Below are 11,716 nucleotides of genomic sequence, written 5' to 3'. Positions count from 1 at the left end.
GAGGCTCAATGATGGAAGCTATTCTTGCCGAGGCGCAACGGTTGCGCCTGTGGCGACCGCTGGACGTTCAATTTGCCCTAATGCTGGCGACGCCCGCTGAGCCCGCACTGATGCTGGCCAGCGCCTGGCTTAGCGCCGATGCCGGCGCTGGCCATGTTTGCCTGCCGCTGGCGCTATTGACCCCGGAGCGGCTATTTGACGGCCGAATGCCGCCGCTGGCGCAACAGGCGTGGCTACAAGCTGGCAGCCCTTCTCAAGAGGATTGGCAGCAACGTCTGCTGGCATCGCCGGCGGTCAGCGACGGTTCCCGCCCGACGCCTCTGGTATTGGACAATCAGCGTCTATATTTACAGCGCATGTGGCGCTATGAATGCGCGGTGGCGCAGTTCTTCAACCGGGCGCGGCCGCCGGTGGACGGCGAGGAAGCCAGAATCGCCGCGGTGCTGGCGCGTTACTTTCCCGGCGACGATGCTGTAATCGACTGGCAAAAAATTGCCGCGGCGGTCGCGATAACGCATCCTGTGGCGCTGATATCCGGCGGGCCGGGCACCGGTAAAACCTCTACGGTTGCGAAGCTGCTGGCGGCATTGCTGCAGCTTAGCGACGGCCGGCGTTTGCGCATACTGATGGCGGCCCCCACCGGCAAGGCGGCGGCACGGCTGAGTGAGTCCCTAAGTCTGGCGTTGCAGCGTCTGGGATTGGACGAAGAGCAAAAACAGCGGTTGCCGCGCGAGGCGATAACGCTACATCGCTTGCTCGGGGCACAGCCCAACAGCCAGCGGATGCGCTATCACCGCGGCAACCCGCTGCATGTGGATATCCTGATAATCGACGAAGCGTCGATGGTCGATTTGCCGATGATGGCCAATGTCATTGCGGCGCTGCCGTCGCAGGCGCGGGTGATTTTCCTGGGGGATCGTTGCCAGCTGTCGTCGGTGGAGGCGGGGGCGGTGTTGGGGGATATCTGCCAGTTCGCCGAGGCCGGTTACAGCCCCGCGCAGCGCGCGCAGCTGGCGCGGTTGACGGGTTTTACGCTGCCGGCGGGGTGCGACGGTTACGGCGTTGCCGACAGTCTGTGTCTGCTGCGTAAAAGCTACCGCTTTGACGAGGGTTCCGGCATTGGCCGGTTGGCTAACGCGATCAACGCCGGAGACGGAAAGGGCGCTCTGGGGCTGTTGAAGGCCGGCACGGCGGCGGACGTAGACTACACGCCGCTGCGTGAGGCGGCAGACTATCAGCGCCTGCTGGACGACTGCGTTAGCGGTTACTGGGACTATCTGCAGCGGGTACGCGATCAAGATGCGCCGGCCGCTATTTTGGACGCCTTTAACCGCTTCCGCCTGCTATGTGCGCTGCGTGAAGGGCCGTTTGGGGTCGCCGGCCTTAACGATCGCATTGAACAGGCCTTGAGCCGGGCGGGGCTGCTCACCCTTGGCAACGCTGGCCGCGGCTACGCTGGCCGGCCGGTGATGATCGTGCGCAATGCACCGTCGCTGGGGCTGTACAATGGCGATATCGGTATTTTGCTCCGGGAGGACGAACAGACGCTGCGCGTGCACTTTTCCTTGCCGGATGGCGGTATCAGGGCGGTGCCGTTGAGCCGGCTGCCGGAACATGAGACAGCCTTTGCGATGACTGTGCATAAATCTCAGGGGTCGGAGTTCCAACATACGGCTCTGGTATTACCCAATCAAATCGTGCCGGTGCTGACGCGGGAGCTGCTTTATACCGCAGTGACGCGCGCGCGCGCGCGGCTCTCTCTCTACGCCACCGACGAGGTGGTGCAGTACGCCATTGCCACCCGAACCCAGCGGCGCAGCGGCCTTATCGAGCGGCTGGCAGCCGGTGCGCCATCCGACGTCCGCTGACGCTTGCGGGCATGATTACCGCGCGGCCCGCAGCGTGCGATGGCGTCATCGCTCAGAGGCCATCGTGTGACACGAGATCAGCCACCAAAATTTTCGAGCGGCGCTGATAGTTATACAGCGGCGGTGAAATATAAGCATTTTTATTCAAAGGGTTACAAGAAATCGATCGAAATTACTCGAAATAATTACACCTCCGTCCATTCTGAGCCTCTTACATCCCGGTACTTGTCGGTCATGGTTGCTGATTTATGACCTAGGAGTTTTTGTGCATAGTCTTTCCCTTTCTCCTCAGTATGTAAGCGAGCGGATAGACTTCTAATTTCATGAAACGAAGGGGGCTTGCCTTCCCACTCCAAACCAGATGCACGATGCGCTTTCATGAATGCTTCAGACAGTGTTTTCTTAGCGAGCACACTTTGTTTTTCATCAGCTACAATGTGAAATTGACCATTATTTAACGTTTTGAATCTTTGAAGTACATCCGAGAGAGAAAGGTTCAAGCATTCAAGGCGAGTCGTTTCCGCGATAGCCAGTATCATGCCGGTTTTTTCCTGTTTGATGTAAAGACGTCCCCTCCTATAATCCTTCCAGCACATGCTCTGTACATCGCTCAGGCGTTGCCCTGTGAGCAAAGCAAGGTCAAGGAAAGGGCCAACCCATTCGGGTAATTTATCCGCTGCTTTGCGGATAGCCTTCCAGTCGTCCAAAGTTATGCGCTCACGTTGAATTTCTACCCGCTGGTTGCGCGTAGCTTCGGCTGGATTGCTTTTAATCACCCCTTCAGCAATGGCTTCACGAAACAAGTCAAGCAGCAATGCTCTGATACGGTTTGCTATTGTCACTTTTCCTGTTTTTACCCACTGTCTCAGGAAGGCGGCAATGTCTTTGGTTTCTACTTTCTGAATAGCAAACTCATCTAAGTAGGCGTTAACGGCCTTCAGGTATTTATTGTACTCGCTCATCGTTTTCGGCTTAAGCTTTCGGCTCTCCAATATTTCCAGATAACGTGTAGTCCATTCGCTAACTGTGGTTGCCTGTGTGCCGCTGATGCGGTCAATGAGCGGTGATTGCTTTTGATGAGCCATAAATCGCCATATTAGCCGCGATAGCTTGCGTAATGGCCTCTAGACGATTGCGTCCGAGGCCATATTCTTTCCCCGTGCGTGGATCGCGATAGCAAAAATAGCCGTCATTGCGGGGTTGCAGGTTTGGCGGCAAATCGCGGTTCTTATGGCTTCTCCGGCGTGCCATGTTTTATCCTCGATAGTAATGCTGGGTGAACAGTTCTGTATGGGCTGAAGGTATTGTTTCGGGTAAGCTTCTCGGCGTTTTCATCGACCAGATATTCCCGACCTTCAAATATTGCTGGCGGGAAAAAACGCCCGCCTCGGGCTGCTCGTCTGAGCGTTTCCATACAGCGCGGACGGGCTTGCCGCCGATTCCACTCGGATAATGTGATGTATGCCATTAATGACCTCTGCTTAAATCAAGCCGCTGCGCCGTTCGCCATGACGGCGAGCAGGCGGGGGAATTGCGAATCGTAGAAATGGAGCTGCGTCTGGCGCGGATTGGCCGGGTCGGTGAGATTCTTGCCAAACTGCAAGCCTTTCTCCGTTAGTGACCAGAACATCTTCTCTCTGTCGGGATGTTTGGTACTGGGGCGTGACTTGCGTTCAACGAGGCCCAGTAGTTGCAGACGCTTGAAGCCAGACTGTGCGGTATAGGGCTTGCCATGCAGCAGCAAAAGCTCAGTGAGTGAATGCGTGACCTCGCTGGAGCCTGTGGTGCTGCCCTCTGGTGCGTCTACGGCGTAGGCTGGCAGCATATTCGGCAGTCCGCAGGATGTTTGAAGTTGTTGCAGCGAACCCAGCACAGCAGATGGTGCAAGGCGGAATTCCTGTTTAGCGAAACTGAGCAGTGCCAATCCAGTCTGAAGCTGATCAGTCAATGGTTGCGCCGGCGCAGAGGTGGCTTTATCAAACGTGCGGATGACCTTGAGATTGAAAGCGGCGCTAATCCACATGGCATAGGCGAAAACCAGCTCTTTGGCAACATATGTTCCTTGCTCAGGACTACCACGGATGACCGATACCGGAATTCCGTCCTCGCTCAAAAACTGAGCAATCAATTCTTGGGTTTGTTTATTTGCAAGCCAGTACGCAGGACTATCTTTTTTAATATTGCCAGCAGCTTTATGTAAATCATTCAGGCAGTAGCGTCCGAAAGCATCCTGACGAACAACAGTATTTTCGATAACAACTATTTTAGACATAAGTAATCCTCGTCAATTAAAACGATAATGTGAGTTTGCACACCCGGTGTGCAGTAGTGAGGTGATTTCAGGCTGCCATGCGACAGCCGGGATTATTACTGTTGCACAGTCGCTGCATCACGCTTGCAAATGTTCCAGCGGGCAATTCAGTTCTCTTCACTGAGTCCGCCAGGGCCTTTGCAACCACATGCCGGACACCACACTTGGTGCCAGGTAAAGGTGTCGTCCCCCTCTCTCTTAATCTCAAGAAGGTCATTTCTGCAAAATGGGCAAGGTAATGGTTTATTTAAAGAAATGACGTCGTTACTCATGTTGAATGCCCTCTCTGCTTATCCGATGCAGCGCACCATTTACCAGTGACGCAGTATTTCCTCTTTCGGCAAACCAGTACGAATGCCTTCCTCATATTCCCCAATAAGCTTGCAGTCCGCTTCAAATCGCGCTTGGCGGATATCATCTTCAAGAAGCCAGCATTCTGCATCGGCCTCATTCTCCATGCGAATAATACGGTTTTCCAGTTTTTCAATTTCTTCGAGAAGGCCGGTCTCCCGGCGGGCGAGTAATCCGGTGAGTAAACCATTCATGCTTCACCTCAATAGCGTTAATGTGAGTTGGAAAAGCGGCGTAGATTTCGTTTCTATAAAATCATGCCTAATTTATCGGCTTTACGCTGAGCTTCATAAGCATTACGAATGATTGCTACGTCCTGGAATTGCCATGCGATACAGCTGGCATTGTAAAAGCGAACCATTATTTTCTGTCGGGATTGTGTAGGGCGATTCAGTGAAGTATTTATCACGCGCATATGATGTTACACGCCATATGTGATATTTCTTTTTTTCACGCTGTGCGTCATAGAGAAATTTGCGTTCCTGCAAAAACAGGCTGATATGGTTAATATTTACACCATTAAGTTGCTTGCAGAACTTGACCGGCGTCATGCCGACTTGGAATAAATTTTGTAGGGAATGAATTTCTTCTTCTTGCTTCTTGTTGACCAATGCCAGCGTGGCTTCACTCTTTTTCGATTCCAGCAGGGCTTCTAATGCGGAGATGTAGTTTTCTGGCAATGCAGGGGCTGCGGTGATTGCCTGCGCTTTACCAGACTCAAGAGCGAACCAGCGATCAATGACGGCAGCACGGCGTTTTACGTCATAGCCGGTGATGAGGATTTCGGTATGACGGCGGTCGAGGAGATACTCCCAGCCATTGGGGTTTGTTGTGTCGTATTGATTGCAGCTAACACCTTGATTTGTATCGTAGAGCAAATTTGCGCTACGGATATAGTCGCTTTCATTACCGCCATACAGAGCGACCAGCATAACGCGAATGTCACGGCAAACTTCTTTATGGTTTTTTCCTACCAGCTCCGCAATCTCGCGGCTGGACATGGTTAATGTTTGTGCAATGGTTAAATTTTGCATGATCAATCTCCTCACAAGTCAATGTAATTAACGGAACCCCGGTACGTTACCGGGGTAGGATGAGTGATTAGTGGCGTTGCAGGAACTGGCTAACGTTTGCTTGTTGCCATTTAGTCAGAGCTTGGGACATAACACTGGAGTGCTGTTGGCTACTATCCTCGATCATCCGTTGCATCTCGCCAAGTACGAGATTCGCGTCTTCTTGTTGACGGAGTACACGCTTTATGGCTTGCCTTTCTGCCTCGAAGATTGTTTACTTTAGCTAGGTGGTCATATAGTAGATACGGCTGCACTCTTCGGCTAATAAGGTATCTGCCGAACTTCAAAGTGCTGTGGCGATGGTACGCCGGTAACGAGCCGTAGCGCATGCCAGATTCCTTGGGTCCATGCTTTTTCAAAACGGAAGCCGTTAGACATGCTCCAAACGAGATGAGTTAATCTACGAAGATCATCGTCGGTGAATAGTTCGGCTGCTGAGGAATTATGTCTCGGCATCGCATAAAGCTCAGCCTCCATGCGATTAAACTCCGCGATGTAAGCTTCCTTGAACGCGGCTGCTTTCTTGCCAGTGAAACCCATGACGAGGAAGACGAAGCCGTCTTTGGTCATGGTGAAGATTTTGGAATCGCGGGTTGCATCGTTGCCAATGTCTACTTTTTGAACATCAGCGCAAAAGTTCGCTGATGTAAATGTAGGCGAACAATCTAATGAATCGATCTTCTTGAGCACGTCTTTATGCAGCTTACCGAAGTAATCAGCAACGTCCTGAGAAGTGGTTACAGCTTTACCGTTGTAGATAGTAACTTTGGGTGCAGCAAGGGGTGTGTGAAGGGTCATAGCGACCTCCGGTGACAATCTGGATTTAATCACCACACAAGCTGCGAAACTTACTGGTGGTGAACTGAACAGGGTTCGCAGTACCGGGATTGTCATCCGGCCAGCCTGACGGCTGCCCCATCCAGCCCACCATTGATTTGATGCGGCTAGATGTGCGACATAAAAAACACGCTTGCGGCGTGTCATTTTGTCGCGACAATCTCGGCGGGCTGCGAAACCCGGCACCTGAATTTGCAGATGCAGATTGACTATAGCGCATGAGTTGATCTTCCGTCAATAAGATTGCTGGGTTACACTTGCTCAAAAGAGGAGGATCCCTCATATGGGTCAAGTTGCGTTCGATACATTGAAATTCGTTGAAACACTAGAAACTGCTGGCTTGCCTAAAGATCAGGCTAAGGCAATTTCGCTTGCAGTTCGTGAATCGCACGAGGCAGTTGATGTTGCTACCAAGCGCGATCTTGACGATGCCAAAAAAGACGTTTTATCTGAAGTTACAGCCGTCAAGCGTGACCTTGAGGACGTGCATAAAGAAATCGACGCCCGCTTCGAGAAGACCGACGCTCAGATGCAAGCCCGCTTCGAGAAGACCGACGCGCAGATAGCCGATGTCCGTAAGGACCTATCAGCAGAGATAGCCGATGTTCGCAAGGATATTGCTAACAGGTTCGATAAATTGGGACTACAGATGACGGTTCGTGTTGGTGGGATGCTTATTGCTGCCGTTGGCCTTATGACCGCTATTTTGAAATTGCTGAAATAGCTTCAGTCATACACCCGCGTTAACTTGCGTACCTGCTTCTTGAGTCGCTTATTTTCCTCCATCAGATAGGGAATGGTTGATTTATATACCATTGTCTCTTGTCGTCGTATGGGCAAATATCGACACTCATCAAATAACGCGAATCGTTAATATTATTGCTACCATCGGTGACGGCGACCATCTCACCGAAATTTGGATGGTTGAAGGTCGTTATACGAGGCTTGTTAAGTTGCATCATAATTAATCCTCCTCGGCCTTCATCTTTACAAAAGCGGTACCATTATGGATAAAAGCATGGTGGCGGGTTTTCGACAGCGGCGATTTCACGATAGGCGTCAGCGGTAACAGTTGTGAAGCTATGTATACAAAGTGACAAAAGCTAATATTGAATTCATCGAAGCATACATTTTCAATATTAAAATCTGATCGCTCTCGTTGCTCATCGCTAATACTAAAGAGCGAGCAAAGCAGGTCTTCATAATCAAATTCGTTCATCATTTAATCCTCCGTTGGCTATTAAAATATTTTTGCTTCTCCCAATTTTCCCCACATTCTTTGCAGCAGAAATTACCCTCGGCTGGGTCTTCACAATTATAGCAACGACCGATTAGGGATAATTCCTCTTCTCGATAATGGGCAATCTGGTGTTGGCGGAAAGCTTCTTCGTGTTAGCTGGCTAAATCGACATCATCTGCCATAAATCTATTTGATGATCCTAATCGTTTAATAACTTCCGGGTATTGTCCGTCAGTGGTGCCTGATATTTCTCAACCATCCTCGCGGTATAAGCGAGTGAGTCCTCACGGTCGGAGAAGTCGCCGATGGCCTGTAGTAAACCGTCGCCGCCTCGGATATAGACGCTGAAAAAGTCAGAATTATCATTCTTTTGCATTATATCGCCGTAGTTGTCATAGGTTGCGCCAGACAGGATGATTTCAGTAACAATCGTCCCCGGTGCTATCAGGTGGTCGAATTCGTCAATGAGCTTTTGCATGGTGGTCTCCGTGTTAAGTGCCTGCTTTGGTGACCCTCTCTCAGGCGGCAAAAATTTCCCTGCATTCTACTGAATTTGGCAGAATCGCCCAAACTTCATAGTCGCTAAGGTAGTAAGGCTGTAGTTCTCCTGCTACCCATCCAACAAAATATAAAAACTGATTTGTCTCATCAAAAACGGCCTTAACAAGGCTATATTCTTCACACTTGTTTATAATGATGAAATCAAGTGAACTCTTGTCATATTAAGGATCTATATTTTTCGATTGGAATTTTAGCTCGCACATTTTTAAATAATCCCCTTACTTAATTATATGAAACGGATGATTCGATTTACCCTGATACCCCGCCTGAAATAACGCCACATTCTCCAAATAGCATGAACCCTCTTCAAATTCCACGAACGCACCGCGATGTGGATATCTGGCTTTCATGTGCTTCTGGGCGGAAAGGGTGATTTGCTCTTGGTACTGGGTCAGCGTGCTTAAATCTAGCGGTGGTGCTGGTTTGCGTTTGCAGGCTAATTCTATTCGGGTAAGCGTTTTGCGTCTTTCTGGCTTCAGCTCTAGCACCTTATCGATACGTGATGCCACAAGTTCGCGCCGGACTGCTTCTGCCTTGCGTCTCGCGTGACGGCGAGTCGCTGCGTTTATTTTCTTAACCGGATTAACGGATTTACCATAAACGATAGTTTTCATGACCCCTCCAACAGATGGTTTTGGTGGTGTGTGTGTGGTGGCCGGTGCTGATCTTTGGCTTGGTTACGATGACCCGCGGGACGCCTTCCCACTATCGCGAGTAGCGTGCATCAGCCTGTACATTCACCACACCCTAAAAACATCTGGGCAAAGGTTCGGCACGTTGTCGATGCCTTCCGTAGAGCACTAGGCTCGTTGTAGAAGCAGAGTAATGCAATCTGTTACCCCACCGTCTGGCTCGTCTTGCGGCTTTCTGGTGGGTTGATAGAGATTATTAAACATAAAGCTTAAATCTGAGTCAACAAAAAATTATTTATAGTTAAGCAAAAAGCTTAGCCTCTTGACGAGGAAAGCTTTTGAAAGGAGAAAATGTAAGATTGGGGAGATAAATAGAGGGGGCTAACTTATTTTTCTATCACGAACGCGAGCAAGCTCTTCAAAAAGGCGGTTGTAATATTGCTGTTTTTTTTGAAGAGACTCAATTAATTGTTCTTTGTCATCTTCGGGTAATTCATTGAATAAATTAAGTAAAAATTTCTCTCTTGGGCTAAGCTGTGTTTCAGGTGGACTTACTACATCAGGAGAAGAGTTATCACTGGTTCTCTCTCCGAGCAGCCAAGCCACGGAGACACGAAGTGTTTCTGATAGCTTCATTGCAGAGTCTTTGCCTATGCTTCCACGTACAAACCAGCTGTTTACTGATTGAGGCGTGACACCGCAGATCTTAGCCATATCTGACTTTGATACGGACTTGGTTTCTATCAGCTTGTTTAACCGCATAGCTAGCGGATTATTAGCCTGTTTTTTCTCTTTCATATCATCATGTTAAACCAAAAGCTTAACGATTGGTATAATCTCATTGTTGAATTTAAGGTAATCTTAATATTTAATTTGCTTGTGCTTTAAGGAGGATACGAAATGTTTGCATTGAACAGGGCTATTCGTATCGCTGGGACTGCTTCCAAACTCGCTTGGCAGTTAGATGTATCGGATATGACCGTGAGCAAATGGAAAAATAAATATCGCGGAATTGTCCCAGCTGAACGAGTGCTTCCCATATACCGATTGACGGGGGTTACTCCTCACGAATTGCGCCCAGATCTCTACCCGAACCCGACAGACGCTATTCCGTCCAACAAGGAACATGCAGCCTAACCAGTAGCACCACCTTCACAACGGACATTCGTCCTACGGAAGCCGCCGACAACGTGGCGAACTCAACATCCCACAGTACCCACTCACGGCTTCGTCACGTCTATTGATTACCACACAAAGGATTATCCCCGATGGAGAACGCAAAAACACGCAAAAATTCCGCGGTTGAGTTCATCAGTCGTCACCTTGTTGCATCAGTTTATCAGGCCATTGTATGGGTGCGCCAGACCAACATCGCAAAAATGCAGCGTGGTAGCCTTATCGCGCCGTTACAGTCTGCGTCTGTTTGCGATATCTGGCGCGGTATACTGCCACTTGCGGTAGGTAGCAGTTGCTAATGCTGGCCTGAGGCTTTGGAATGTGTGTCAGGGCGACAGTACGTGCTCTTAAAGCGGCTTTGCGCTTGCTGGTAAGCTCGACCTTTGACGGAGTAGGGCGGTTAATCGTTAGTGTTGTGTTGAAATCATTTGTCGCCATTGGTTGGAGATGAGCACGGCGCTCACGGCGACGGGATGCAGATGAGCCTGTATAGGCTGTTCTACGTTGCATATAACCTCCTGTGGGCTTCCGGGTGTGCTGACATCAACGCATTCGGAAATCCGCATTAGGTAGCAAGCCTTTCGACTACGTAGAGCGCATGGCTCATTGTGAAAAGAGCGGTTACTGCTCCCACCGTCAGGACCGTCTTGCTTCTGTCTGGTGGGTTGATGGGGAAAGTATCATCCAAGACATTATTAATTTAAATATCTAAGATAATATTTTTAAGTGGGGTTTGTTGATGTTAGAAAATGTCTACTGGCGGGACGTTGATGGGGTGGAGGTTACGTGCGGTTCTTAGCTGCCTTTTTGGCAACGAATTCTTTCATGATCTTTTCAAAATAATTCTTCTTTGATTTCATTAGATTAATGATCTCTTCAGCCTCGCTATCGGGTAATTCATTATATAGTTCTAGAAGTAGTAGCTCTTTTTCTGTGAGTTTGCTTTTTGGGGGGTTGTGACTGGCTATCTCTGTCGTGGCAGCAAATCGCCTTACCGGAGCAAAAAGCTCTGACATGTCAGGGCGAATCTCTTCGGGTGCTACCTGAAGTAGCGATGCAAACTTCAAAACAGCTTCAACTCCGAGAGCTTGCTTTCCTGTAAGATAATGACTTATCGAAGCTTGTGTTGCAAAGCCAAGTAAGTCCGCCGCTTTCTCCTGCGTGAGACCAAGCGGTTTTTTCTTCTCATCCCAGATTTGTTTGAGTTTTTTAGCTGCCAACAAATCTTCTTCGGTGATAGTTCTCTTTTGCATGGCACCAGTTTATTAGATAGACTATTAAAATAAAAAGCTCAGAGATATTGAATTTGTGATTATCTGTGGTAATATTTCATTGCTTTTAACGTGGAGGGAAGATATGAAACTAATTAATTACCTAGCCATCAAATCTCTGACTCAAGAAAAGTTTGCTTCAATTGTTGGGAGTACCCAGGGTTTTGTTAGTCATGTAATAACCGGACGTAGCTTTCCTAGTGGCAGGAAGGCGTTGCTATGGATGATTGGTTGGTCACGCCACATGATTTAAACCCGGAGGTTTACCCTAATCCTACAGATGCAATTCCTTCCAGCAAGGAACAGGCAGCCTAACCAGCAGTACCCGCTCTCTAACAATCGGCCTTCTGCTGTCGTCGCTGAAAAGCGAACTCAACATCCCACAGTACCCACTCA

At 49.4% G+C, this 11,716-nt stretch carries 15 protein-coding genes and 1 pseudogene; 3 read left to right on the top strand and 13 right to left on the bottom strand.

The features are described 5' to 3' along the window. Window positions 1-11: 11 nt before the first annotated feature. On the top strand, window positions 12-1,868 hold the full coding sequence (recD, locus tag SGP1_RS18130) for an exodeoxyribonuclease V subunit alpha (protein WP_041867655.1): 1,857 nt from the start codon (window positions 12-14) through the stop codon (window positions 1,866-1,868). A 185-nt stretch (window positions 1,869-2,053) separates the two neighbouring features. Here recD and SGP1_RS18125 read toward each other — a convergent pair whose 3' ends face one another. The 8 genes and pseudogenes from SGP1_RS18125 to SGP1_RS28195 form a co-directional block, all read right to left on the bottom strand. Next, window positions 2,054-2,953: a tyrosine-type recombinase/integrase gene (locus SGP1_RS18125; RefSeq protein WP_243466099.1), complete on the bottom strand. Its 900-nt coding sequence runs from the start codon at window positions 2,951-2,953 to the stop codon at window positions 2,054-2,056. After that, window positions 2,922-3,119, bottom strand: a complete 198-nt coding sequence (locus SGP1_RS34315) for a phage integrase Arm DNA-binding domain-containing protein (protein ID WP_243466098.1) — start codon at window positions 3,117-3,119, stop codon at window positions 2,922-2,924. Before SGP1_RS34315 ends, SGP1_RS18125 begins: the two co-directional genes overlap by 32 nt. After that, the gene (locus SGP1_RS36750; RefSeq protein ID WP_424141180.1) at window positions 3,097-3,282 is read right to left on the bottom strand and encodes an excisionase; all 186 of its coding nucleotides are present in this window, start codon (window positions 3,280-3,282) and stop codon (window positions 3,097-3,099) included. Before SGP1_RS36750 ends, SGP1_RS34315 begins: the two co-directional genes overlap by 23 nt. A 72-nt stretch (window positions 3,283-3,354) precedes the next feature. Further along, window positions 3,355-4,140, bottom strand: a complete 786-nt coding sequence (locus tag SGP1_RS18120; protein ID WP_011411701.1) for a KilA-N domain-containing protein — start codon at window positions 4,138-4,140, stop codon at window positions 3,355-3,357. 350 nt (window positions 4,141-4,490) lie between these two features. Continuing rightward, window positions 4,491-4,724 (bottom strand): hypothetical protein, encoded by a 234-nt coding sequence (locus SGP1_RS18115; RefSeq protein WP_041867177.1) that lies wholly within the window; start codon window positions 4,722-4,724, stop codon window positions 4,491-4,493. Window positions 4,725-4,826: 102 nt separating this feature from the next. Then, a complete protein-coding gene (locus SGP1_RS18110; protein WP_050747808.1) occupies window positions 4,827-5,564 on the bottom strand; it encodes a Rha family transcriptional regulator in 738 nt (245 codons plus the stop codon). Window positions 5,565-5,864: 300 nt separating this feature from the next. Further along, on the bottom strand, window positions 5,865-6,587 hold the full coding sequence (locus SGP1_RS18105; protein ID WP_424141125.1) for a Rha family transcriptional regulator: 723 nt from the start codon (window positions 6,585-6,587) through the stop codon (window positions 5,865-5,867). Next, a pseudogene (locus SGP1_RS28195) lies at window positions 6,502-6,723 on the bottom strand (hypothetical protein); the annotation flags it as partial. The pseudogene SGP1_RS28195 and the gene SGP1_RS18105, both read right to left, overlap by 86 nt. On the opposite strand from SGP1_RS28195, the gene SGP1_RS18100 reads away from it, so the two are divergent. Further along, entirely contained in the window at window positions 6,724-7,164 is a 441-nt protein-coding gene (locus SGP1_RS18100) for a coiled-coil domain-containing protein (RefSeq protein ID WP_011411699.1), read from the top strand. It begins immediately after the preceding pseudogene. A gap of 240 nt (window positions 7,165-7,404) precedes the next feature. Here SGP1_RS18100 and SGP1_RS18095 read toward each other — a convergent pair whose 3' ends face one another. From SGP1_RS18095 to SGP1_RS28180, 4 genes are all read right to left on the bottom strand, one after another. Next, on the bottom strand, window positions 7,405-7,662 hold the full coding sequence (locus SGP1_RS18095) for a hypothetical protein (protein ID WP_041867175.1): 258 nt from the start codon (window positions 7,660-7,662) through the stop codon (window positions 7,405-7,407). Window positions 7,663-7,879: 217 nt separating this feature from the next. Continuing rightward, on the bottom strand, window positions 7,880-8,158 hold the full coding sequence (locus tag SGP1_RS18090; RefSeq protein WP_041867174.1) for a hypothetical protein: 279 nt from the start codon (window positions 8,156-8,158) through the stop codon (window positions 7,880-7,882). Window positions 8,159-8,459: 301 nt separating this feature from the next. Then, the gene (locus tag SGP1_RS18085; protein WP_011411698.1) at window positions 8,460-8,855 is read right to left on the bottom strand and encodes a hypothetical protein; all 396 of its coding nucleotides are present in this window, start codon (window positions 8,853-8,855) and stop codon (window positions 8,460-8,462) included. Window positions 8,856-9,254: 399 nt separating this feature from the next. Then, window positions 9,255-9,671, bottom strand: a complete 417-nt coding sequence (locus SGP1_RS28180) for a helix-turn-helix domain-containing protein (RefSeq protein ID WP_083764905.1) — start codon at window positions 9,669-9,671, stop codon at window positions 9,255-9,257. A gap of 102 nt (window positions 9,672-9,773) precedes the next feature. Here SGP1_RS28180 and SGP1_RS28175 point away from each other — a divergent pair, with 102 nt between their 5' ends. Beyond that, on the top strand, window positions 9,774-10,010 hold the full coding sequence (locus SGP1_RS28175) for a transcriptional regulator (protein ID WP_083764903.1): 237 nt from the start codon (window positions 9,774-9,776) through the stop codon (window positions 10,008-10,010). Between the two features lie 821 nt (window positions 10,011-10,831). Here the strand turns inward: SGP1_RS28175 and SGP1_RS18075 are convergent. Beyond that, window positions 10,832-11,302: a helix-turn-helix domain-containing protein gene (locus SGP1_RS18075; protein ID WP_011411697.1), complete on the bottom strand. Its 471-nt coding sequence runs from the start codon at window positions 11,300-11,302 to the stop codon at window positions 10,832-10,834. Window positions 11,303-11,716 lie beyond the last annotated feature (414 nt).

The sequence above is a fragment of the Sodalis glossinidius str. 'morsitans' genome, assembly GCF_000010085.1.
Classification (GTDB): Bacteria; Pseudomonadota; Gammaproteobacteria; order Enterobacterales; family Enterobacteriaceae; genus Sodalis; species Sodalis glossinidius.
The sequence above is the reverse complement of the archived record's forward strand: the minus strand, read 5'-3'. Positions and strand labels throughout refer to the sequence as shown.

Excerpts from the sequence above, each read along its gene's own strand:
- recD (WP_041867655.1), top strand. The coding sequence starts at position 12 with ATGGAAGCTATTCTTGCCGAGGCGCAACGGTTGCGCCTGTGGCGACCG.
- SGP1_RS18125 (WP_243466099.1), bottom strand. The coding sequence starts at position 2,953 with ATGGCTCATCAAAAGCAATCACCGCTCATTGACCGCATCAGCGGCACA.
- SGP1_RS34315 (WP_243466098.1), bottom strand. The coding sequence starts at position 3,119 with ATGGCACGCCGGAGAAGCCATAAGAACCGCGATTTGCCGCCAAACCTG.
- SGP1_RS36750 (WP_424141180.1), bottom strand. The coding sequence starts at position 3,282 with ATGGAAACGCTCAGACGAGCAGCCCGAGGCGGGCGTTTTTTCCCGCCA.
- SGP1_RS18120 (WP_011411701.1), bottom strand. The coding sequence starts at position 4,140 with ATGTCTAAAATAGTTGTTATCGAAAATACTGTTGTTCGTCAGGATGCT.
- SGP1_RS18115 (WP_041867177.1), bottom strand. The coding sequence starts at position 4,724 with ATGAATGGTTTACTCACCGGATTACTCGCCCGCCGGGAGACCGGCCTT.
- SGP1_RS18110 (WP_050747808.1), bottom strand. The coding sequence starts at position 5,564 with ATGCAAAATTTAACCATTGCACAAACATTAACCATGTCCAGCCGCGAG.
- SGP1_RS18105 (WP_424141125.1), bottom strand. The coding sequence starts at position 6,587 with ATGACACGCCGCAAGCGTGTTTTTTATGTCGCACATCTAGCCGCATCA.
- SGP1_RS18100 (WP_011411699.1), top strand. The coding sequence starts at position 6,724 with ATGGGTCAAGTTGCGTTCGATACATTGAAATTCGTTGAAACACTAGAA.
- SGP1_RS18095 (WP_041867175.1), bottom strand. The coding sequence starts at position 7,662 with ATGATGAACGAATTTGATTATGAAGACCTGCTTTGCTCGCTCTTTAGT.
- SGP1_RS18090 (WP_041867174.1), bottom strand. The coding sequence starts at position 8,158 with ATGCAAAAGCTCATTGACGAATTCGACCACCTGATAGCACCGGGGACG.
- SGP1_RS18085 (WP_011411698.1), bottom strand. The coding sequence starts at position 8,855 with ATGAAAACTATCGTTTATGGTAAATCCGTTAATCCGGTTAAGAAAATA.
- SGP1_RS28180 (WP_083764905.1), bottom strand. The coding sequence starts at position 9,671 with ATGAAAGAGAAAAAACAGGCTAATAATCCGCTAGCTATGCGGTTAAAC.
- SGP1_RS28175 (WP_083764903.1), top strand. The coding sequence starts at position 9,774 with ATGTTTGCATTGAACAGGGCTATTCGTATCGCTGGGACTGCTTCCAAA.
- SGP1_RS18075 (WP_011411697.1), bottom strand. The coding sequence starts at position 11,302 with ATGCAAAAGAGAACTATCACCGAAGAAGATTTGTTGGCAGCTAAAAAA.